This window comes from Arcticibacter svalbardensis MN12-7 (genome assembly GCF_000403135.1).
Classification (GTDB): Bacteria; Bacteroidota; Bacteroidia; order Sphingobacteriales; family Sphingobacteriaceae; genus Arcticibacter; species Arcticibacter svalbardensis.
This window is the reverse complement of sequence record NZ_AQPN01000143.1, coordinates 21,839-41,940: the sequence shown is the minus strand read 5'-3', so window position 1 is coordinate 41,940 and position 20,102 is coordinate 21,839. Positions and strand designations below refer to the sequence as shown.

Here is a 20,102-nt window from a genome sequence, read left to right as displayed (position 1 = left end):
GCAATGAAGATCTTTAAAATCGCATTTCTTTTCCTCCTTTTTATAGGTTTACAAAATGTACTTCTAGCACAATCAGTTCAGTTTGCTTTTGTTTCGGATACCCACATAGGAAATAGTACCGCAGCTGAAGATCTTCGCCGTACAGTTCAGGATATTAATGAAAATGCTGCTCTGGAGTTTGTCATGGTTACTGGTGATATTACTGAATTTGGTGCTGATACAGAATTAAAACTTGCCCGTCAAATATTAGATAGTCTCAATAAACCTTGGTACGTCGTTGGTGGTAACCATGATTCTAACTGGTCTGAAAGTGGTGCTAATTCATTCCGTAAGGTGTTTGGATCAGAAACTTTTGCCTTTATAAAAGGGGGGTATCAATTTGCAGCGACTAGTTCAGGTCCCAATATGCGTATGAGTCCGGGACAAGTACCCCGTGAAAATCTAGTATGGCTTGATTCTGTTCTTAACAACATGAAAGATCCATCCATGCCACTGATCTATATCAACCATTATCCGCAGGACTCATCGCTTAATAACTGGTATGATGCCCTGGATAAGGTTAAAAAGAGAAATGTGCAGTTACTCCTATGTGGACATGGTCACAATAACCATCTCTATAATTTTGAGGGAATTCCACAGGTTATGGGGCGATCTAATCTTCGTGCAAAAGACAGTATTGGAGGGTATAATATAGTAACCATTAAAGAGGGTAAAGCTACTTTTGAAGAACGGAAACCTCTTATCAACACACAACGCCAGTGGCTTGAGGTACCTATGCTGAATCATCATTTTGCATCCTCAACTCAGGCCTATCCACGACCTTCTTTTGCAGTCAACGACAAATACCCGCAAGTAAAAAAGCAATGGCAGTATCAGGACCAAAGTGATATAGGAAGTGGTATGGCTCTTGGAAAAGGGTTAGTTGTTGCCGCTAATACAAACGGACAGCTTTATGCCCTTGATGTAAAAGATGGAAAACTTAAATGGTCTTTTGCTACAGGTGGCAAGGTGTATTCTACACCAGCTATATCCGGTGATCATGTAGTTGCTGGTTCTTCAGATAATTTCATCTACTGCATTTCTCTTCTGAATGGGAAATTAATATGGAAGTATGAAGCACAAAAAGCTGTTCTTGGCTCTCCAATGATCCACAAGGATGTGGTTTATATTGGAAGTTCTGATGGGCATTTCAGAGCTTTAAACTTAATTACAGGTGCTCTTTTATGGGATTTCAAAGAAGTAAGAGGTTTTGTAGTGACCAAACCGCTCATCTACAAGGGTAAGATTTATTTTGGCTGTTGGGCGAATGACTTTTATGCCCTGAATATAAAAACAGGGATCTTGCAATGGAAATGGAATAATGGTGCAGCGAGTCGAATGTATTCACCCGCGGCCTGTTATCCTGTAGCCTCAAATGGAAGAATATTTATTGTTGCTCCTGATCAGTATATGACATCTCTTGATGCCCAAACCGGAATGGTTATATGGCGACAGAAAATGAAAGAAGGCAGAGTCCGCGAATCGATGGGCATCTCTTCAAACGGTAAACGAGTATATGTGAAAACCATGGATGGTCAGCTTTTTGGCGTTTCTACCAAAGCCGACTCTTTGAAAATCAGCTTTAAGTCTGCCCTGAAATTGCCATACGAACTAAGTCCTTCTGCAATTGTTGAACGTAAAGGCTTAATCTATGTGCCTAGTCATGCGGGACTGGCTTCTGCCATAAACAGTAAGACAGGGGAAGTCGTATGGCAATACAAAAGTTCGAATGCTTTAGTTAATCCAATGTTGCCTTTTGGAAAAAATGCAGTACTGATGAGTACCATGGATGGCAAAATTGTAAGTCTGAAATACAAATGAAAAAACTAATTATCATCGCTTTCCTATTATCCTCTACAGGATTATATGCACAGCGTTTTCTGGAAGTAACTCCTCAATCGCAACATTGGGCGGATAGCACATTGAAAAAACTATCCAGACGACAGAAGATCGCACAGTTAATGGTCATTCGTACTTCTACCCGAAGCACAAAAGGAGTTGAGTTTTTTGAGAAAGACGTGCTCCGTTATATTCGTAAGTATAACATCGGCTCGGTATGTCTCTTTCAGGGTACTTCGTTGCAACAGGCCCTACTGATCAATACCCTTCAACAAAAAGCAAAGACACCCCTGATGGTTTGTGTTGATGGAGAAACAGGACTCGGTATGCGATTTTCAGATGTGATTTCCTTTCCCGATCAGTTAACAATAGGAGCGGTTCAAGATCCGGCAATTGCTTATAAAACCGGTCAAACTATTGCTGCACAATGCAAACGGATCGGCATTCAGGTCGATTACGCCCCCGTGGTTGATATCAATAATAATCCGGCCAATCCGGTTATCAACTTCAGGTCCTTTGGCGAAGATAAATATAAGGTTGCTTCCTTTGGAGGCAGCATCATGCGCGGGATGCAGGACAATGGCATTATGGCCTGTGCTAAACATTTCCCAGGCCATGGCGATGTATCCGTTGACTCTCACCTCGACTTGCCTGTTATTATGAAGTCGTTTGCGCAGCTCGATGAACTTGAACTTTTTCCTTTTAAAGCATTGATCAGGGAGGGTGTTGGTAGTGTCATGGTGGCGCATTTGTATATTCCGGCAATAGATAGTACAGCAAACCGGGCAACATCCTTATCACCCAATAATGTCAACAAACTGCTGCGCCATGATCTTGGTTTCAAAGGTCTCACGTTTACCGATGCACTGGAGATGAAAGGGGTAGCCAAATATTTCCCTAAAGGAGAAGCTAGTGTGCTTTCCTTAATTGCCGGAAATGATATGTTATGCCTTCCCGGGGATGTCGAAGAAAATATTGAAAAAGTAAGAAAGTCAATCCGACGGAAAAGACAAAGCTGGGATGATATCGATCAAAAGGTGAACCGTGTTTTACTGGCTAAGTATAACCTGGGATTAAGTCAGGTACATAAAATAGATACCATTTCTTTGGCTGCTGATCTGAATGCGCATACCACTGCATTAAAAAAAAGAGGTATATGCCCATGCATTAACCCGACTGCGAAACGATAATCCGCTCTTGCTTGATTCCCTGCAAGGTAAAAGGATTGCTTATGTGGGTATTGGCTTGAGTAAGAACAACCATTTTGCTACCTTACTTAAAGACAATTTTAATGCAGATAGCTACTTTCTGAACTATACTGCAGGGCCTGGTTCTGCTGATAGTTTGATGAACATCCTTGGTACCCAGTACGATGTTGTCATTTTAGGCATTCATCAGTATAAGAAATATCCATCTGCAAACTTTGGTGTAAGTATGGAAGGAATTAACCTTTTTAATGCCCTGAGTAAACAAGAAAATGTATATAGTTTTGTATTTGGTAATCCTTATTTGATTAGTAACTTTCCGGATACAAAAAATCTGGTTATTTGTTATGAGGATGATGACCTGATGCAAGAAACGGCTTTACGTTTTATACAAGGTGATTTAGTTCCTAAAGGAACTTTACCGGTTACAGTATCTGAACAGTACCACTTTGGTGCCGGACAATAAGGATAAAAAATTTTGATTGATTCATCTTACATTTAAACAGATGAAAAATCTTTATAATTGATTAATAAAATAAGCGCTACAGTTAATACGTGTATAGAATGGAAAGAATAACAGAGAAGGATTCGGATTATAATAATCTGGAAGCAATGTCAGTCAGAGAAATCCTCGAAAATATAAATAACGAGGACCAAACTGTCCCTCGTGCTGTTGAAAAAGTAATCCCTCAAATCGAACGCCTTGCTGAGGCTGCATCCGAGAAAATGAAGTCTGGAGGTAGAATGTTTTATATCGGTGCTGGTACAAGCGGTCGTTTAGGCGTATTGGATGCCTCCGAATGTCCGCCAACCTTTGGCGTACCCTTCGATTGGGTCGTCGGAATTATTGCTGGTGGTGATACCGCAATACGTAGAGCTGTCGAATTTGCAGAAGATGATTTCGATCAGGCATGGCTTGATCTGAAAGAATTTCATATCAATGAGGATGATGTTCTGATAGGTTTAGCTGCATCGGGTACAACTCCTTATGTTATTGGCGGACTCAGGAAAGCCAATGAGCATAATATAATAACCGGCTGTATTGTATGTAATTCAGGGAGTCCGGTTGCTGCGGAAGCTAAATTTCCAATAGAAGTTGTTGTTGGTCCTGAGTTTCTTACCGGTTCTACCCGTATGAAATCCGGTACCGCACAGAAACTTGTTCTGAATATGTTAAGTACCAGTGTAATGATTCAACTGGGTAGGGTGCATGGAAATAAAATGGTGGACATGCAACTCACTAACAAAAAGTTGGTTGAACGAGGCATCAAGATCATTATGAAAGAAACAGGTACAGAACAACCTACTGCCGCAGAATTACTACTCAAGTATGGAAGTGTACGCAAAGCAATTGAAGCCTCTTTCAAATAAAACAAATTATGTCTCCAATAGTCCTTTTATCTTTTCTTATAGGTTATTTTGCTGTTCTAATCGCTGTTTCTTATTTTACATCCAGGGGATCATCTGATAATTCAAGCTTTTTTATTGCCAACAGGAACTCAAAATGGTATTTTGTTGCCTTTGGAATGATCGGTACCGCCTTATCTGGCGTTACTTTTATTTCCGTTCCCGGTGCAGTTATCAATAGTAGTTTCGGGTACTTTCAGTTTGTACTCGGCAATGCGGTTGGTTTTATTCTGATCGCTACGGTGCTGTTGCCCTTATATTACCGGATTAACCTGGTTTCTATCTATACGTATCTGGAAAACAGACTGGGACATTGGAGCTATAAAACAGGCGCGATGATCTTTCTGGTCTCCCGCACTATTGGCTCTGCGTTTCGCTTATACCTGGTCGCTATTGTATTGCAGAAGTTTATTTTTGATGCCTGGAATGTGCCATTTTGGGTTACTATAGCCATTTGTTTAGTGTTAATCTGGTCATATACCTTTAAAGGCGGACTAAAGACGATCATTATTACAGATACCCTGCAAACGGTATTTCTGCTTTCCTCTGTGATATTGTCGATCTACTTTATTTCCAAAAGTCTCGATCTGAATATCACACAAACCTTTGAAACCGTAAAAAATAGTTCTTATTCCAAGATCTTCTTTTGGGAAGATTTCTTTGGCAGTAAGAATCACTTTATCAAGCAATTTTTAGGTGGTGTATTTGTGACCATTGCGATGACAGGTTTGGATCAGGATCTGATGCAAAAGAATCTGAGCTGTAAGAATATAGGCGAGGCACAAAAGAATATGTTAACCTTTACTGCGGTCTTCGTGGTCATGAACATCTTTTTCCTAAGTGTAGGTGCTTTACTTTATATCTACGCAGAGGCGAAAGGAATCAATGTTTCCGCTTTGGCTACTCCCGATCACCTGTTTCCCGAAATTGCCCTGAACTATTTAGGCACTCTGCCGGCAATCGTGTTTATGTTAGGCCTTACGGCAGCTACATTTGCCACCACGGACTCTGCATTAACCGCTCTAACCACTTCATTTTGTGTAGACTTTCTAAGTTTTAATAAATCAGCCAACCAGAATGATCCACGCTTAATCCGCACTCGTCATCTGGTCCATGTGGTGTTTTCAGTCATCATGCTGCTCGTTGTATTATTATTTAAAATTATTAATGACGACTCTGTTGTGAACTCTATTTTTAAAGCGGCAGGGTATACCTACGGACCGCTACTTGGTCTGTTCAGTTTTGGAATGATCTCTAAACGCGATGTGAAGGATAAACTGGTTCCTTTCTTTTGTATTTTGTCACCCATTATCTCCTTCGTGATAGATAAATATTCCTTCTTGCTTACGGGATATACCATTGGATTTGAACTGATCGTGATCAATGGATTGATTACTTATTTCCTTCTTTTTCTTTCAAGCAGACCACATACCACGAATCAGCAGAAATCGTTAAATAAGTAAATATGAATCAGACTGAAACCGTTAATTAAATAAAAATTGATGATTATGGAAACCGGACAGATGCTCGAAGCGATTTTGCCAAAAGCAAGAATTAAATCAAGACTCATCGATAAAGTTTCCTATGCTTCAGATGCTGGATTTTATCACCTGCAACCACTTGCTGTGGTTCAACCCATTTCAGAAGAAGAGGTCAAAAGTTTGTTCCTCTTCTCTCATCAGCATCAGATTCCATTAACGTTCAGGGCTGCCGGAACAAGTCTCTCGGGACAATCTGTCACCGATGGTATTCTGGTTGACCTAAGCCAGTACTGGAACCTGGTAAAGGTGGAAGAGGGTGGCGAATCCGTACGTGTGCAACCCGGAGTAACCGGTGCTTATGTCAATGCCAATCTGAAGAAATTCGGTAAAAAGATAGGTCCCGATCCAGCCAGTATCAATTCCGCTATGATGGGTGGGATCCTGTCCAATAATGCCAGTGGAATGTGTTGTGGCGTAAGTCGGAATTCCTATCATACCACGCGGTACATCCGCTTTATTTTGCCAGACGGATTAAGCTACTCCACCGAAAAGAAAGATGACTATGTGCGTTTCCGGGAAGAAAGCAAAACTATTTATGACCAGCTCATCCTGCTTCGCGATCAGATCAGAAACCAACCGGATGTATATGACCGGATTCGGCATAAGTACAAAACTAAAAACACAGTAGGTTATTCCGTAAATGCATTCATCGATCATGAAGAACCGCTCGATATTTTAGCGCATTTACTCATAGGAGCAGAGGGTACATTGGGCTTTATCGCAGAGGCTGTGATGCAAACTGTTCCCGATTTTCCTGCTAAATCTACCGCACTCCTTTATTTTCCTGATATCTATTCTGCCTGTCAGGCTATCGTTCCATTGACTTTTTCAGGCGCTGAAGCATTGGAACTTATGGATCGTGCTTCACTACGTTCTGTGGAGGATATTCATGGAGTGCCCGACCTTTTAAAGACACTTCCGGATACTGCAGCAGCCTTACTGGTCGAATATCAAGGCAATAACGATGAGGAGCTTAAGCTAAAAAGTGATAAATTCCTTACCTTGAGTCCGGATCTTTCCATGCTCAATACCCCTGTTTTTACCACAAATCCGGTTGAACAGGCCTTTTTATGGAAGATTAGAAAGGGTATGTTTCCTGCTGTCGGCGCAGTGCGTGCCAGTGGAACCACGGTAATCCTTGAAGATATCGCCTTTCCTGTCGCTCAACTCGGCGATGCCATCCTCGATCTGCAAAAACTATTCAAAGTACACGGCTATGAAAAGGCCATTATATTCGGCCATGCTAAAGATGGCAATATCCATTTTGTAGTCACCCAAGCTTTCTCTTCTCCGGCTGAAATTGAACGTTATGATCTCTTTATCCGGGATGTTGTTGATCTTGTCGTTAAAAAATACGACGGCACGCTCAAGGCTGAACATGGTACAGGAAGAAATATGGCGCCTTTTGTTAGTACAGAATGGGGCGAAGAGATCTATGGGGTGATGAAAGCCTTAAAACAGGTTATTGACCCTCAAAATCTGCTTAATCCTGGCGTGATCATTAATGAGGATAAAAATGCACATATCCGAAATCTGAAAGAGCTTCCAAGGGTAGAGGAGGAGGTGGATAAATGTATCGAGTGCGGGTACTGCGAGTATAAATGCCCAAGTCGGAATCTTACACTTACCCCGCGAAGGAGAATTGTAGTAAGACGCGAACTGGTTAAACTAAAGCGTGATGGTGAGGTGCTACCTTACAAAGAGCTCCTAAAAGAGTATCAATATGACGGTTTGGATACCTGTGCGGTAGATGGTCTTTGTGCTACTGCTTGTCCGGTTGATATCAATACAGGTCTGTTGGTTAAACGCCTGAGAAAGGAAAGTCATAACGATTTCTCTAACGGCGTCGCCATGTTAGTGGCTAAAAACTTTCGTCCTGTAGCAGGGGCGGTAAAATTTGCGCTACAAGCCGGTAATGTGATGAATAGGGTATTGGGTCCCGATACTTTAATCAAGACCACTGCTGCCCTGAAAAAGGTCTTTCCTGTGATGCCACTCTGGAGCAACCAGCTTCATGCTTCAACACTGAAAATAGATCCGGAAGAAAAGCTGAAATCAGCAGATACTGCAGCCATCTATTTCCCTACCTGTATCTCCCGAAATATGGGAGGCTCTGCCGACCAGGAGTTAAATGTGATGGAGGTATTTATGCGTGTATCTGAAAAAGCAGAGATTGGTTTCTGGATCCCTGATGATATTGCGGGTACTTGTTGCGGACAACTTTTCTCCTCTAAAGGTTTTAAAGAGGCGTACACCTATACCGTAAATGAAACCATAGCCAAATTGTGGAACTGGACCGATCATGGAAAATATCCGGTTGTGCTGGATATATCCTCCTGTACACATACGCTTCAGGATTGCCGTCCCGCTCTTACTGAAGAAAACCAATCCAGGTTTGATGCCATGAAAATTATCGATAGTATTGATTATATCAGCGATTATTTGCTGCCCCGCCTGACCATAACAAACAAAAAGAAAGCCGTCGTTTTACATCCGGTCTGTTCTTTACAGAAAATGGGATTGGAGACTAAGTTTCTCAGTATCGCAAGACAGATGGCGGAAACAGTAGATATTCCTTTGCATGCAGGTTGTTGCGGAATGGCTGGCGACAGAGGTTTTTTATTCCCTGAACTAACCTACTCTGCTACGTTGCCCGAAGCAAAGGAGGTCAATTTGAAAAAATATGATGGCTATTACTCCACATCTAAAACCTGTGAAATGGCCCTCTCTGATGCAGTAGGTAAAAACTACAAGTCCATCATCTATTTATTAAATGAATGTACCTGATCTGTTAAATGAAGTTAAATGATCTGTTAGATCACCTGAACTTCATTTTTATAAGGCGCAAGAATCGGGTCGGAGCGGTCAAGATCTGTAATCAGATAGCTAATGGCATTGAGTCCGCATATTTTCATCTTCTGAACCGATCCCAGCTTTTCACCAATACTAATAACAGCTGTTTTCTGCGAAGACTTGATCATCGCTTTTTTTACCTGCACCACTTCCCAGTCTGATTCGGTAACGCCACCCTCATAAGAGAGCCCATTGGTACCCATGATACATAAATCAACCTTGATATCGGCTAACAGGTTTATAGTCAATGCTCCCGTGTTGATGTGCGAATTTTTAGAAAGCTGTCCGCCAATCAGAATTACTTCTACACCAGCTCTTTCAGTAAGTTCCAGGCCTACTAGCGGACTTACTGTAAAAACCGTACATTCGATATTATCGGGTACCGAACGGGCCCATTCAATCATAGTTGTGCCACCACCGGCAAGCAAGACCATTCCGCTCTTGATCAGATTCATGGTTTTGTGGACAATAATCTTCTTAGAGTCCTTTGCATATACATCATTTTGCTGAAAAGGGTAGTGGAACGACTTGGATAAGGCGCCACCATACACTTTCAGAATTTTGCCACTCTCAGCCAGTTCATTTAAATCTCTTCGTACGGTATCTTCTGATACGGCTAACTGAACACTCAGATCGGAGGACAATACCTTATTATGCACATTGATTTGTTTTATAATATAAGCTTGTCTTTCTTCTTTTAACATAATAGGGTGCGGTAAATTATCTTCAAATATATACAAAAGACTAAATTTTGCAGGTGCATATGTAACAATTTAAGTGTCATTAACTAAATTTTTGTCAACTATAATGAAATAGTATTGTTTATAAAATCATCATACCATAAAAACATGACTAAACTGTATAATCTACTAATCGCTTCTGCTATATTTGCCTCCTGCAACTCCTCTACTACAAAAACAGCAGAAAAAGGAACGGATACCTTAAGGTTTGCTAAGGGAAAGGCTTTATTTGCGCAAAATGATTGTGGAGGATGCCACGCAGAGAAAGATGCTATAATAGGCCCCTCCTTTTCAAATATCGCTGCAGAATATGAAGCGAGTCCGGCTAATATAGCCCACCTGGCTCATGTGGTCATCGTTGGAGTGAAACCCAATGAAGGGGTTTGGGGCAGTCGTGAGATGACTCCTCATCTCAAACTGAACCCGTCTGATGCAGAAGAAATAGTCAAATATATGCTATCTTTTCCTCCCGACCCCAACAAGCCTTTTCTGCACAATACCAAATAAATGAACAAAAAACGTAATTATATTATTTTCTTTTTAGTAGTTGCCGGATTGATCTACATGATGAAAGATGCCTTTTGGCAACCCGGTCCTCAGGATCTTAAGGGGAAATTTAAAGAGCTTGGTTTCACCAGAAATGAAAACAATACCGGACCTATTTTACGCCTTTATTCCGTGAGTTTGCAGGATACACTATGGAACGAAATGGAAACCTATGGTAACTACATGCCACATACCAAATATGGAGTAACTAAAGTCTTCTTTTTTTTGGAAGGAACAACTGCGCCATCCGAAATCTCCCTGGAAACACAAAAACCCGATGCCCAATACCTCAATAACTGCGTGGGCATGTATGAGAAAGATGCAAACAGCCAGGTTCATTTAACCCGCTTCCCTTTCCAATAGGGGTTTTGCATTTTTCAGTATAAAAACGCAACATTAGGCGCACAATGATTAATTTCGCAACAAAATAATTTTAAATGAGAAGGATACATATTTTAATTACATCCTGTATGTTGGTTTTTATGCTCTATACCGAAGTAGCAAAGGCCGACGAAGGGATGTGGGTACCGATGTTAATCGGTAAAAACTACGAACAAATGAAAAAACAGGGTTTCAAGTTGACCCCTGATGATCTTTACAGTATTAATAAAGCAAGTTTAAAAGATGCGATTGTTTCATTTGGTGGTTTTTGCACCGGGGAAATCGTTTCTAAAAATGGATTAATTTTTACGAACCATCACTGTGGATACGATGCCATTGCATCAAACTCTACACCACAGGATAATATTCTGGATAATGGCTTTTGGGCTAAACAATATGCAGAAGAAAAACCTATTCCAGGATTATTTGTGAATTTCCTGGTCCGCATGCAAGATGTAACCGCAGAAATTAATGCAGCTACCAAAGGCATTTCCGAAGATAAAAAGGTTGCTTTGATCGAAGCAACCGGTGTTCAGATCGCAGCAGACGCTGTAAAAGGTACCAAGTACACCAGTTATGTGCGCGACTTTTACAAAGGCAATCAGTATTTCTTATACATCTTTGAGAAGTTTACCGACATCCGTTTAGTAGGTAATCCACCTCAATCTATAGGTAAATTTGGTGGCGATACGGACAACTGGCAATGGCCAAGACATACCGGCGATTTCTCCGTATTTCGGGTGTATGCAGATGCCAATAATAAACCTGCCGATTTTGCAGCCAGCAATAAACCCTATACACCAAAGAAGTTTCTTCCTGTGTCCATCAAAGGACTTAAAAATGGAGATTTCTCCATGGTATATGGTTTCCCTGGTCGCACTGACCGTTTCTTAACCTCCAATGGAGTTAAACTGGCAACTGATAGAACTTCTCCAACAATCGTGAAATTGCGCGAGATCCGCCTGAAGGCATGGGATGAAGTGATGGTAAATGACGTGGCAACCCGTCTGAAATTATCCTCTCTTCATGCCAGTATTGCGAATTACTGGAAATATTATATTGGACAAACCGAGCAATTAAAACGTCTGAAGATCTACGAACAGAAGGTAAAAGAAGAAGCTGCATTTACTACATGGGCAGCAGCTAAGCCCGAATATGCTAATTTGATGCAACGCTATCAGGAAGTATATGCGGCATATGCTCCATTTGCTGTTCAAAAAACCTATATCAATGAAGGACTTTTAGCTTCAGGCTGGGTAAAGAGAGCTTTCCCTGCTAAGGCTTCGTTGGCTTTGATAGAAGCGAAAAAGAGTGATGCCGAAGGATTGAAAGAACTGCAGGATAAGATGATGGCAGATATTGATGTCTATGAATCTACTTATAATGAATCAGCGGATAAAAAGATCTTTGTTCAGATCCTTTCTGCTTTCTATAATGATATTCCTAAAAATCAACATCCTAAATTTTATACAAACCTGGCGCAGGATAACTGGCAGGGAACACCCGAAGCTACATTCAAAAAGGTTGCAGACGAATTATGGGAGAAATCAAACTTTATCCGTCCCGCAAAAATGAGAGCATTCTGGAGTAATCCTTCTTTAAAGGGTATAGAAGATGATCCAGGGTACGCATACGCGATCAACCTGGTACCTGCAGATTACATTAAACAAAACTTCGGCAACGCGGTTTCTAACTTCGAGGATCAAAAAGCAGCGTTGGATAAGATTTACCTGAAGGCATTGTTAGAGAAAAATGCCGGTAAAGCAATGTACCCGGATGCCAATTCGACTATGCGGATTAGTTATGGAAATGTACAGAACTACAAACCTAAGGATGGTATTACTTATGATATCGTCACTACCATTGAAGGGGTTATGGACAAATATGTTCCCGGAGATGCGGAGTTCGACTTGCCACAAAACCTGATCGATGCTTACAACGCAAAGAACTATGGTCAATATGGTGAAAATGGTGACTTGGTTGTCAATTTCATTAGTAATAATGATATCACAGGGGGTAACTCAGGTTCACCGGTAATCAATGCAAAGGGCGAATTGATCGGCCTTGCATTCGACGGTAACTGGGAAGCCATGTCCGGAGATATTGCTTTTGATAAAGTATACAAACGGACCATCAGTGTGGATACCCGTTATGTATTATGGTGTATTGATATTTTAGGCGGTGCTAAAAACATCATTGCTGAGTTAGATATCCGTAAAGATGCGGTACCAGTGAAAGCAAAACGAGCAATTTAGAAGTAATAAGGTTTTATAGACAAAAAAGCGGCTGTCCTGAAAAGGGGCAGCCGCTTTTTTATTGAATAAAAGAGTTCTACTTTGTTAATCTCGGCTAGGAGTCAGCTGTATACCAGGATGGGATGGCTTTCGTTGCTTAGCCCTACCTTGCAGCTTCGTTGTAGCTTGGTGCTTCGCTAAAACAAAGGGTTTGTCGAAGCTGCAAGCTACAACGAACGAACAAGCAAGGGTGAAGCATCCTTGCTGTTGTAGCGCTTACTCTTTTACAAATCATCTGGTTCCCGTTCAGGGAAATACTCACCTTTTAGTGTCATGGTAGCATTATCCGGGTCGGCCGCAAATTCAATGAGCATGCCAGACTTGTCGTTATAATCCAGATCAGCACAGGCATTAAACATACCCAGGATAAAGTGTGCCATAAAAGAGCCCCTTCCTTCCTGATCTACCATTACGGAATCGGCGTCAATTTCGAGTGCAGATACACTTTTACGGGCAGTAAAATAGTATCCGCGTACTAAGTCGGCTACAACTTCTTTATGTAAAAGTATTTCATTATAAAAGCTTTCTTTAAGATTTATTCCGTTGTCCATAGCTCCGCTGGTATCGGGAGATAAAGGGAATGAGATTGATTCCTGCATGTGTTATTTTTTTGGGAGTTGGTAATTTTATAGAGTCAGTTTCTTTATTGGATTCTGATATGCATTGAAAACATGTAGAATGTAGATGAGCTAATTCTATTAGCTGCCAACTTATCAGCGCCTAACGGCGATTCAAATTTTGCTTGATTTCCTCAAACGAGACACCTTTATCTTTTCCACTATTTAAATCCTAAGAGCGTCTTTCAAGTTCTTGTACCAAGGATTCATCTTCCCACCAGGCATGTGTTGATACATTTGTGTCAACAGAATAGCTTAACCCCATGCTTTCCAGGAAAGCTTTTACCGCTTTTACAGAAGTTTGATTGTCTATATTAACTATTAAAGTTGTCATGATCTTGGATATACAAGTAATTCAAATTTAATGAATTTTATTGGTAATAAGCCTGCCCTGATATGATGACAAATTAATTACCAACAAAGTCTTCCACCAAGTTTTGCTACGAAGATTCCGCCCGACCCCTGGTGTGTGGTTATGATAATCAACCAACACTATACTTTAAATTGCAGATTGATTGATAGCTTAATCAAACCAAAATCTATTAAATCTTTAAAAGTTGAGAAGGAAGGTGGTGGTGCTGCCATATATGGGTATAGGGCAGGAAATGGAATAGTGGTTATTGGAATTCAAAGGCGTTATTGGAAATCGGAGTTGAATTACTAATTCAAATGTCTCCTCTGATTCTGGAGAAAACCTGATTGGTTAAGCCATTAATTATTTGCGATGTTTTTCAGAAAATTCTTCCATAGAAATTGAATTCCCTGCTGCAAATTGTTGAAGACTTTTATCAATGCCTTTCAATACATGGAAAGGCAACTTGGTTGCCTGTGGTTCAAATTGAACCTTAAGTGCTTTGAGTACAGCTTTTACTGTTCTCAACTGTTCTGCACTTTCCGGATGTATAAGTAAGCTTTCCATAAAACAAATATACAAGAACCAATTAAAAAAATTATGTGGGTAAATACCTAAAGTTGGAACTAATGTATTATAAGTATGTAAACTTTAATTATAAATTGCAAGAATTACTCACTGGTATTTTTCCGTTTTCCAATGTATTATCGAAAAGAGACCGTTTTATAATACGATTTAGGTATGATAGATGATTAATTGTATATTAGTTCTATGAAAATTTTAATGGTTCCTGGGCTATTCAAAGTGTGGGTGTTTTACATCCTTTATAGATTAATCATTACTAAAGACCTAAAACAACATATTTGGGAGCTATATACTGGTCTTATCTTTATTGGAGTATGGGGCATCGTCTTCTATTTAATGTTGTGACAGAGACCATGCATCGATGGTATGACTATTCTTGGAGTTACCATAAGCCGGAAACACATTCATAAAGCTTGAAGGTTAGTGTTTCTTTAACCACAGGTATAGTATCATTATTCCCTCCTATTGATAGATGACTGGTGGTACTATCCTATTCCGCAGTTTTTTAGTAATCTGAGTATTATCAGCACTTTCATTATTTCAGCCTCCCCAGGAATGTTAATTTTTCAGTATGAGCACAATAGCTATTTTTTATTAAATTTATTATTAGAATACTTTTAATTGTATGAAAATAGCATTAATTATTGGAGCAGCAAGTGGCATTGGTCTAGGTATCTCAAATGCACTTCGAAAGAAAGAGATACATGTTATAGATGCTGATATAGCTTTCAATGAATCTGAGCAAACATCAACGAAAAGATATGTTGATGCAAGTTGTGAAACTTCAATAACTAGTTTAACAGAGTTCCTTCGAAAAGAATCCATTCAGTTAGATTATCTAATAATTACGATTGGAACCATAGATGAAGGTCATTCGTTGTTATATCCCAGCCAAAATCTTGCATGGATGCTAAAAATAAATGTAATTGCCCCTTACCTATTGGTGCAACACCTTAATACCTTTTTAAATGAAAGTGACTGTCCGAAAATTTTATTAACCAGCTCTTCAGCTGGATTAGGATTAATTCATGATGCATCTAATCTGATGCCATACATCGTTTCTAAACATGCTCTTATGGGCTACTTCAAAGTCCTCCACAATGAGCTTAGTAAACAAGGTATACAAGTCAGTCTGCTTTTTCCAAACCGAATTGCTGGTAAGCTTAGCGAAAACTCTGCTAAACTTCGTAGAGCCTTTTTAGACGAAAAGGATGATTTTTCTAAGGGGTTCCAACCTAACAAAGTTGTTGACGCCAGTAATGTTACTCCGGGTTTTATCGAGGATTTTTTAGAAGGTAAAACTTATATATCTAATAACCCATCAATCATACTTGATAAGCTTCAGGCTGAACTTGATTACATGAAACAGAATTGGAGTAGCCAAGTCTAAACTTATATTTTTGATACTAGCCGAAAATTTAAATCTTTTTTACTATTCCCAAAGTCACTTTATTCCACCGTTTTATAATAATTAGTCGGTAATAATGTAATGCGTACTTTATTTCAATCTCGAATCATTTTGTGCCATTTAGTAAATGTTTGGTTAGTTTTGCAGGGCAATTTTTTTCACTGAAAAGATCTAAGCTTAAATGAATTTTAATAACATACAGAATGCTATTGTTCTTGACCAAATGGTTGAAATACCTAAAGGAACCGTTCAATTACGAGATGACAGAATTAAAGAGAAGTGGGCTGTCGAAATTGAGCCTTTTTTACTTTTAAAATTTCCAGTAACACAGGATTTATATTTTGAAATAACCAATGAAAATCCAAGTACTTTCAAGGGTAATCGTCTGCCGGTTGAAACTGTGACTTTTAAAGAAGCTGTGACTTTTTGCAATAAACTTTCGGAGCGGAACAGGTTAACACCTTGTTATGTTGTTCAAACTGATAACGAAGAAATAATCTTTGACAAATCAGCGAATGGAATTCGTTTGCCAACAGAGGCGGAATGGGAATATGCATGCAGAGCAGGGACCACAGGGATTAGATACGGTGAGTTAGAATTGATTGCCTGGTATAAAGATAACTCGGGAAACAGAACACATAGCGTTGGACAAAAGATGCCAAATAATTGGGGACTTTATGATATGTTTGGGAACGTTTGGGAATGGTGTTCAGACCTATACGACACAGAAGTTTATGGTTCTTACCGTATTTTTCGTGGGGGCGGTTTTTGTGACGTCGAAAGAAGCTTAATGGCAACGACACGCAGAAGAAGTCACCCATTAAAATTTAAGATTGACGACCTTGGATTTAGAATTGCTAAAAACAAATAGAAAAGAACAACGGCAATCTAACAAGCGTTTGTCACACCAGCTGGAATTCCCATTAATCTCTCATTTTTGGTAATACGAGAGCCAGTGTCTTATTATTCCACCGTTTTTTAATAGTAAAATAATTATCGGCCTCTCTTTAATGAAGATGAAAAGCTATAATCCAGTGGCGCATTAGCTTTTGTTTCTTACTATTTTTTTATTTGTATGACAGTAGTTGATGTAGTATTCACTGAAGGGGCTTTATTAATCATTATTTTACTGATATAAGGTTGCGGACAAAATTCATCTGGTATTGTTACGGCATAAATCAATGTGTCCACCTTTAGATTTTTTATTTTAACATAACAAGTATCACTGGCTTTTGAAGAAGACGTAGAAAAGGAAAAGTGTTTCTTCGAGTCATTTATTATTACTGGCGGCGTAATCGAATCTAATTTATTGAGGTCATTTCTAAAATATACCTTAATATCTGATGATGCGGAATATAAAGGAGGAGAAGAAAAAAAGAAATCGTCATTATTTGTCTGACTGATGACTTGAAAGTTGAGGACAGGTGGATTGTAAATATGCATACAAACTGTAGATTCTTTTTCTTTATTGTTTGAACAAGAACTAATGCATATGACTGAAACAGCGGCTATAAGCGAAATAGGAAAGATTTTCATAATTTACTGGTTTTGAAAATGGTATCAGAAAAATATACTAGAGATACTTATAGTGATTGAAGAGTGCTACAGCCTACGAGCATGCACGAAGAGTGTAAATTACCATTCCATAACTGGCAGTTGCAAATTTCCCATTCCATTAGGGTAATTTCAACCGGTGACTGCTGCACTTTTAATTGTCAGGATCATTTGAAAGTAAGTGCCAGCCCTCAATAAGTTCATTGAATGTTACCTACCCATCAAATCATTTAGCTCATTCCAGAAATCCCTCCTTATTCGGTAAAACACATAGCCAGTGTCTTATTATTCCACCCTTTTTGGGAATATTATATTTAGTTTGTTTAGCGATCTGATGATATTTCTAAAAACACCAAAGTGTTTGTCTGTCCAGCAATTATTGGAAAAGTGAAGATATTCGTAGCTAATTCAATTAGCGAGACGGGTTGCAATAATTAGAGCCAGTTATTGAAAGGCCTCATAATCACCATATGTTTTGCCATTCAAAATCCCTAATGTTTTATATTGGGTGTAGCGTTATCTGTAGTTTGATCGTTTAATCCAATACAGATACATCAAGGGCAAACTTTGCGCTAAGAAACGATAAACTTCCAAATATGAAAAAAAAATCATTAAAAGCTAGCTGGTTACCAATAGTAGTAATCATGTTTTCAATTACTATCATCGGATGCAAAAAAGATAAATTGGATGTGAACGAAACGAAGGATTATTTCGAGGTTACAGAAAAACCGCAAACCGATCTTGCTGGGGGCGCAATGCATTTAATGCTTAAGCCTGATGGGACAGCTGATATTACTCTCGGCGGGGACGTCAGCTACAGAGGCACGTATAAAATCAGTGGATCTAAGATAAAAGTCAAGACAGATCAGGATTCTGGTTCTTACACCTTCGAAATTATTTCGGAGAGTCAGATCAAAAGCAAAGATTATGGAACATTATTAAAGCTGAAAGAATAATTAGCTAATCCATATCACACCAAGATAATAACCCAAACCCATTTACACATAAATAAAATGAGATTGAAGATATCGAGGAACTTATAAGATCAATGGGTCTAAATAAAAATTAAAACTGAACAAAATTCTGGGTCTTAAGTCTTCGAAATTATTTCTGAGAATGAAATCATGGAAAAATAATCTGGTATAGTAATCAAATTGAATAACATGATAACATAATCTTATGATCATTATATATGGGTCTAAATACCATCTTATATCGACTTTACTATTCTCACAATTTCCTCGCTTTTTGATAGATAACTTCTGGTATGCTGGTACTATCATCATTCCACCGTTTTCAAAGTATATAAATTACCTTTGCAGAAGCCTGAACACCCATTTGATAACATGAATGTACAGAACAACAATAAAGATCTCTTAAATACTAAACAACATTTTGAACTTCTGGATGGTCTTCGTGGAGTAGCTGCTGTAGCCGTAGTCATAGTAGATTCTAACTGTTTAGGAGATTGAATTTTATTTTTTCTCGTTCAATTTCTGCAATTAACTCCTCTTCCGAAGGTAAATAAGGCAAATACTTCGTTGCGAAAAGCCTGGGATTATCGTTGATAATAGAGTATTTGACAACCGTTTCGCTCTTTTCTGTGCATAATATTATCCCAATTGTTGGATTATCATCTTCTGGTTTTTTCAAATCGTCAAACATTCTTCTGTACATATCCATTTGACCAACATGTTGATGTGTTAGCTTTGTTGCCTTTAGATCAATTAATACAAAGCATTTCAAAAGGTAATTGTAAAAGACAAGATCTATATAAAAATGGTCCGTCTCTGTGCTTAGTCGGAACTGTCTTCCCACGAAAGAAAATCCTTTCCCTAGTTCAAGTAAAAATTGCTGAAGGTTTTCTATCAGCGCTGATTCAATATCTGATTCATTTGCACTTACAGGTTGTGGAATATTTAAAAATTCAAATACATACGGGTCCTTAATAAAGTCTTCCGGTTGTTGTTTTTCTAATTGATTACCACTGGCTTCATTATTTGATCTGTTTTTCGTTGACAAAATCCGGTTGAAATAGAAAGTGTTAACGTTACGTTCAAGCGTACGTACGCTCCATCCTTGTTCAGCTGCTTCGTTTAAATAAAACTTTCTTGCTTCTTCACTTTCAACTCTCATTATAAGCCTATTGTGACTCCATGTCAATTTGCTACACAGTGTGTAGCAGTCTTGGAAATCTCGATAAGTAAGATAAAACTGCCGAAAGTTGCGTAAATTAGGATAGGAAAATCCTTTGCCAAATTCAACCGTTAGGGATTGCGAAAGTTCCTTTAAGATACCCTCACCGTATTTCGCTCGATCTTCTCCGTGCTGTTCCTGCTCAACAATGCGCTTTCCAATCAACCAATAAGCCTCAACCATTGTAGAATTAATAGCTAAGTAGGTTTTCTCTCTTGCTGTTGCAAGTATAATTTTGATTTCATCAATATAATTGGGCATATCCAAATCTACTAAAAACACCTAATGAAGACTAATCGGATTTGAAAAGCATTGCAAACTCTGCTTCGTAAGTTCCAGCCCATTTAGAATGGCTGATACCTAGTTGAATTTACGTTGTTGTGGACTTTGTTAAATCAGGCTTTCTCATTATTCCCTCTTTATTTGATAAATGACTAGTGGTGCTATCTCTATTCCACGATAATTCGAAAATTTATTTACTAAAGGAACGTTTTAATAAAACAAAGTGGCGGTAACAAAAACAAAGGTTCCAAAAACTGATTGCA

The 20,102-nt window shown here is 39.0% G+C and carries 20 protein-coding genes; 14 read left to right on the top strand and 6 right to left on the bottom strand.

The window, feature by feature from the left end:
- Positions 1-3 precede the first annotated feature (3 nt).
- The 6 genes from ADIARSV_RS18990 (at position 4) to ADIARSV_RS18970 (ending at position 8,818) form a co-directional block, all read left to right on the top strand.
- On the top strand, positions 4-1,860 hold the full coding sequence (locus ADIARSV_RS18990; RefSeq protein WP_052017059.1) for an outer membrane protein assembly factor BamB family protein: 1,857 nt from the start codon (positions 4-6) through the stop codon (positions 1,858-1,860).
- Positions 1,857-3,068 carry a glycoside hydrolase family 3 protein gene (locus ADIARSV_RS18985; RefSeq protein ID WP_016197292.1) on the top strand — a complete coding sequence of 404 codons (1,212 nt, stop codon included), beginning with the start codon at positions 1,857-1,859 and terminating at the stop codon, positions 3,066-3,068. Before ADIARSV_RS18990 ends, ADIARSV_RS18985 begins: the two co-directional genes overlap by 4 nt.
- A gap of 7 nt (positions 3,069-3,075) precedes the next feature.
- Positions 3,076-3,549: a hypothetical protein gene (locus ADIARSV_RS20850; RefSeq protein WP_016197291.1), complete on the top strand. Its 474-nt coding sequence runs from the start codon at positions 3,076-3,078 to the stop codon at positions 3,547-3,549.
- A gap of 98 nt (positions 3,550-3,647) precedes the next feature.
- Positions 3,648-4,454 carry an N-acetylmuramic acid 6-phosphate etherase gene (gene murQ / locus ADIARSV_RS18980; protein WP_016197290.1) on the top strand — a complete coding sequence of 269 codons (807 nt, stop codon included), beginning with the start codon at positions 3,648-3,650 and terminating at the stop codon, positions 4,452-4,454.
- Between the two features lie 8 nt (positions 4,455-4,462).
- Positions 4,463-5,953, top strand: a complete 1,491-nt coding sequence (locus ADIARSV_RS18975) for a sodium:solute symporter (RefSeq protein WP_016197289.1) — start codon at positions 4,463-4,465, stop codon at positions 5,951-5,953.
- A gap of 45 nt (positions 5,954-5,998) precedes the next feature.
- The gene (locus ADIARSV_RS18970; protein WP_040300687.1) at positions 5,999-8,818 is read left to right on the top strand and encodes an FAD-binding and (Fe-S)-binding domain-containing protein; all 2,820 of its coding nucleotides are present in this window, start codon (positions 5,999-6,001) and stop codon (positions 8,816-8,818) included.
- Between the two features lie 26 nt (positions 8,819-8,844).
- Here ADIARSV_RS18970 and ADIARSV_RS18965 read toward each other — a convergent pair whose 3' ends face one another.
- Entirely contained in the window at positions 8,845-9,588 is a 744-nt protein-coding gene (locus ADIARSV_RS18965; RefSeq protein ID WP_016197287.1) for a DeoR/GlpR family DNA-binding transcription regulator, read from the bottom strand.
- A gap of 144 nt (positions 9,589-9,732) precedes the next feature.
- Here ADIARSV_RS18965 and ADIARSV_RS20845 point away from each other — a divergent pair, with 144 nt between their 5' ends.
- From ADIARSV_RS20845 to ADIARSV_RS18950, 3 genes are all read left to right on the top strand, one after another.
- Entirely contained in the window at positions 9,733-10,131 is a 399-nt protein-coding gene (locus tag ADIARSV_RS20845) for a c-type cytochrome (RefSeq protein ID WP_016197286.1), read from the top strand.
- Complete coding sequence (locus tag ADIARSV_RS18955; RefSeq protein WP_016197285.1) at positions 10,132-10,533, top strand: hypothetical protein; 402 nt, start codon at positions 10,132-10,134, stop codon at positions 10,531-10,533.
- 74 nt (positions 10,534-10,607) lie between these two features.
- Positions 10,608-12,806: a S46 family peptidase gene (locus ADIARSV_RS18950; protein WP_052017058.1), complete on the top strand. Its 2,199-nt coding sequence runs from the start codon at positions 10,608-10,610 to the stop codon at positions 12,804-12,806.
- Between the two features lie 263 nt (positions 12,807-13,069).
- On the opposite strand, the gene ADIARSV_RS18945 is transcribed toward ADIARSV_RS18950, so the two are convergent.
- Together ADIARSV_RS18945 and ADIARSV_RS22005 are read right to left on the bottom strand one after the other, a co-directional pair.
- Positions 13,070-13,444, bottom strand: coding sequence for a hypothetical protein (locus ADIARSV_RS18945; RefSeq protein ID WP_016197283.1), 375 nt, complete (start codon positions 13,442-13,444; stop codon positions 13,070-13,072).
- A gap of 190 nt (positions 13,445-13,634) precedes the next feature.
- Positions 13,635-13,796 carry a hypothetical protein gene (locus ADIARSV_RS22005; RefSeq protein WP_016197282.1) on the bottom strand — a complete coding sequence of 54 codons (162 nt, stop codon included), beginning with the start codon at positions 13,794-13,796 and terminating at the stop codon, positions 13,635-13,637.
- Between the two features lie 177 nt (positions 13,797-13,973).
- Here ADIARSV_RS22005 and ADIARSV_RS22270 point away from each other — a divergent pair, with 177 nt between their 5' ends.
- A complete protein-coding gene (locus tag ADIARSV_RS22270) occupies positions 13,974-14,126 on the top strand; it encodes a hypothetical protein (protein WP_016197281.1) in 153 nt (50 codons plus the stop codon).
- Between the two features lie 51 nt (positions 14,127-14,177).
- Here the strand turns inward: ADIARSV_RS22270 and ADIARSV_RS18935 are convergent, their stop codons facing one another.
- Positions 14,178-14,381 carry a DUF2683 family protein gene (locus tag ADIARSV_RS18935; RefSeq protein WP_016197280.1) on the bottom strand — a complete coding sequence of 68 codons (204 nt, stop codon included), beginning with the start codon at positions 14,379-14,381 and terminating at the stop codon, positions 14,178-14,180.
- 643 nt (positions 14,382-15,024) lie between these two features.
- Here ADIARSV_RS18935 and ADIARSV_RS18930 point away from each other — a divergent pair.
- Together ADIARSV_RS18930 and ADIARSV_RS18925 are read left to right on the top strand one after the other, a co-directional pair.
- Entirely contained in the window at positions 15,025-15,789 is a 765-nt protein-coding gene (locus ADIARSV_RS18930; protein WP_016197279.1) for an SDR family oxidoreductase, read from the top strand.
- Between the two features lie 241 nt (positions 15,790-16,030).
- Positions 16,031-16,678 carry a formylglycine-generating enzyme family protein gene (locus ADIARSV_RS18925; protein ID WP_152439948.1) on the top strand — a complete coding sequence of 216 codons (648 nt, stop codon included), beginning with the start codon at positions 16,031-16,033 and terminating at the stop codon, positions 16,676-16,678.
- A gap of 188 nt (positions 16,679-16,866) precedes the next feature.
- Here the strand turns inward: ADIARSV_RS18925 and ADIARSV_RS18920 are convergent, their stop codons facing one another.
- Positions 16,867-17,343 carry a hypothetical protein gene (locus ADIARSV_RS18920; protein WP_040300671.1) on the bottom strand — a complete coding sequence of 159 codons (477 nt, stop codon included), beginning with the start codon at positions 17,341-17,343 and terminating at the stop codon, positions 16,867-16,869.
- A 614-nt stretch (positions 17,344-17,957) separates the two neighbouring features.
- Between ADIARSV_RS18920 and ADIARSV_RS18915 the strand changes: the two genes are divergently transcribed.
- Together ADIARSV_RS18915 and ADIARSV_RS22000 are read left to right on the top strand one after the other, a co-directional pair.
- Positions 17,958-18,317 carry a hypothetical protein gene (locus tag ADIARSV_RS18915; RefSeq protein ID WP_152439947.1) on the top strand — a complete coding sequence of 120 codons (360 nt, stop codon included), beginning with the start codon at positions 17,958-17,960 and terminating at the stop codon, positions 18,315-18,317.
- 360 nt (positions 18,318-18,677) lie between these two features.
- Positions 18,678-18,833: a hypothetical protein gene (locus ADIARSV_RS22000; protein ID WP_160166682.1), complete on the top strand. Its 156-nt coding sequence runs from the start codon at positions 18,678-18,680 to the stop codon at positions 18,831-18,833.
- Here ADIARSV_RS22000 and ADIARSV_RS18910 read toward each other — a convergent pair.
- A complete protein-coding gene (locus tag ADIARSV_RS18910) occupies positions 18,814-19,839 on the bottom strand; it encodes a PDDEXK nuclease domain-containing protein (RefSeq protein WP_235048448.1) in 1,026 nt (341 codons plus the stop codon). The two genes, ADIARSV_RS22000 and ADIARSV_RS18910, sit on opposite strands and share 20 nt — an antisense overlap.
- Positions 19,840-20,102 lie beyond the last annotated feature (263 nt).

Coding starts and splice junctions, on each gene's coding strand:
- ADIARSV_RS22005 (WP_016197282.1), bottom strand. CDS start 13,796: ATGACAACTTTAATAGTTAATATAGACAATCAAACTTCTGTAAAAGCG.
- ADIARSV_RS20845 (WP_016197286.1), top strand. CDS start 9,733: ATGACTAAACTGTATAATCTACTAATCGCTTCTGCTATATTTGCCTCC.
- ADIARSV_RS18930 (WP_016197279.1), top strand. CDS start 15,025: ATGAAAATAGCATTAATTATTGGAGCAGCAAGTGGCATTGGTCTAGGT.
- ADIARSV_RS18915 (WP_152439947.1), top strand. CDS start 17,958: ATGAAAAAAAAATCATTAAAAGCTAGCTGGTTACCAATAGTAGTAATC.
- ADIARSV_RS18950 (WP_052017058.1), top strand. CDS start 10,608: ATGAGAAGGATACATATTTTAATTACATCCTGTATGTTGGTTTTTATG.
- ADIARSV_RS18955 (WP_016197285.1), top strand. CDS start 10,132: ATGAACAAAAAACGTAATTATATTATTTTCTTTTTAGTAGTTGCCGGA.
- ADIARSV_RS18935 (WP_016197280.1), bottom strand. CDS start 14,381: ATGGAAAGCTTACTTATACATCCGGAAAGTGCAGAACAGTTGAGAACA.
- ADIARSV_RS18965 (WP_016197287.1), bottom strand. CDS start 9,588: ATGTTAAAAGAAGAAAGACAAGCTTATATTATAAAACAAATCAATGTG.
- ADIARSV_RS18975 (WP_016197289.1), top strand. CDS start 4,463: ATGTCTCCAATAGTCCTTTTATCTTTTCTTATAGGTTATTTTGCTGTT.
- ADIARSV_RS18945 (WP_016197283.1), bottom strand. CDS start 13,444: ATGCAGGAATCAATCTCATTCCCTTTATCTCCCGATACCAGCGGAGCT.
- ADIARSV_RS18990 (WP_052017059.1), top strand. CDS start 4: ATGAAGATCTTTAAAATCGCATTTCTTTTCCTCCTTTTTATAGGTTTA.
- ADIARSV_RS18985 (WP_016197292.1), top strand. CDS start 1,857: ATGAAAAAACTAATTATCATCGCTTTCCTATTATCCTCTACAGGATTA.
- ADIARSV_RS18925 (WP_152439948.1), top strand. CDS start 16,031: ATGGTTGAAATACCTAAAGGAACCGTTCAATTACGAGATGACAGAATT.
- ADIARSV_RS18970 (WP_040300687.1), top strand. CDS start 5,999: ATGGAAACCGGACAGATGCTCGAAGCGATTTTGCCAAAAGCAAGAATT.
- murQ (WP_016197290.1), top strand. CDS start 3,648: ATGGAAAGAATAACAGAGAAGGATTCGGATTATAATAATCTGGAAGCA.
- ADIARSV_RS18920 (WP_040300671.1), bottom strand. CDS start 17,343: ATGAAAATCTTTCCTATTTCGCTTATAGCCGCTGTTTCAGTCATATGC.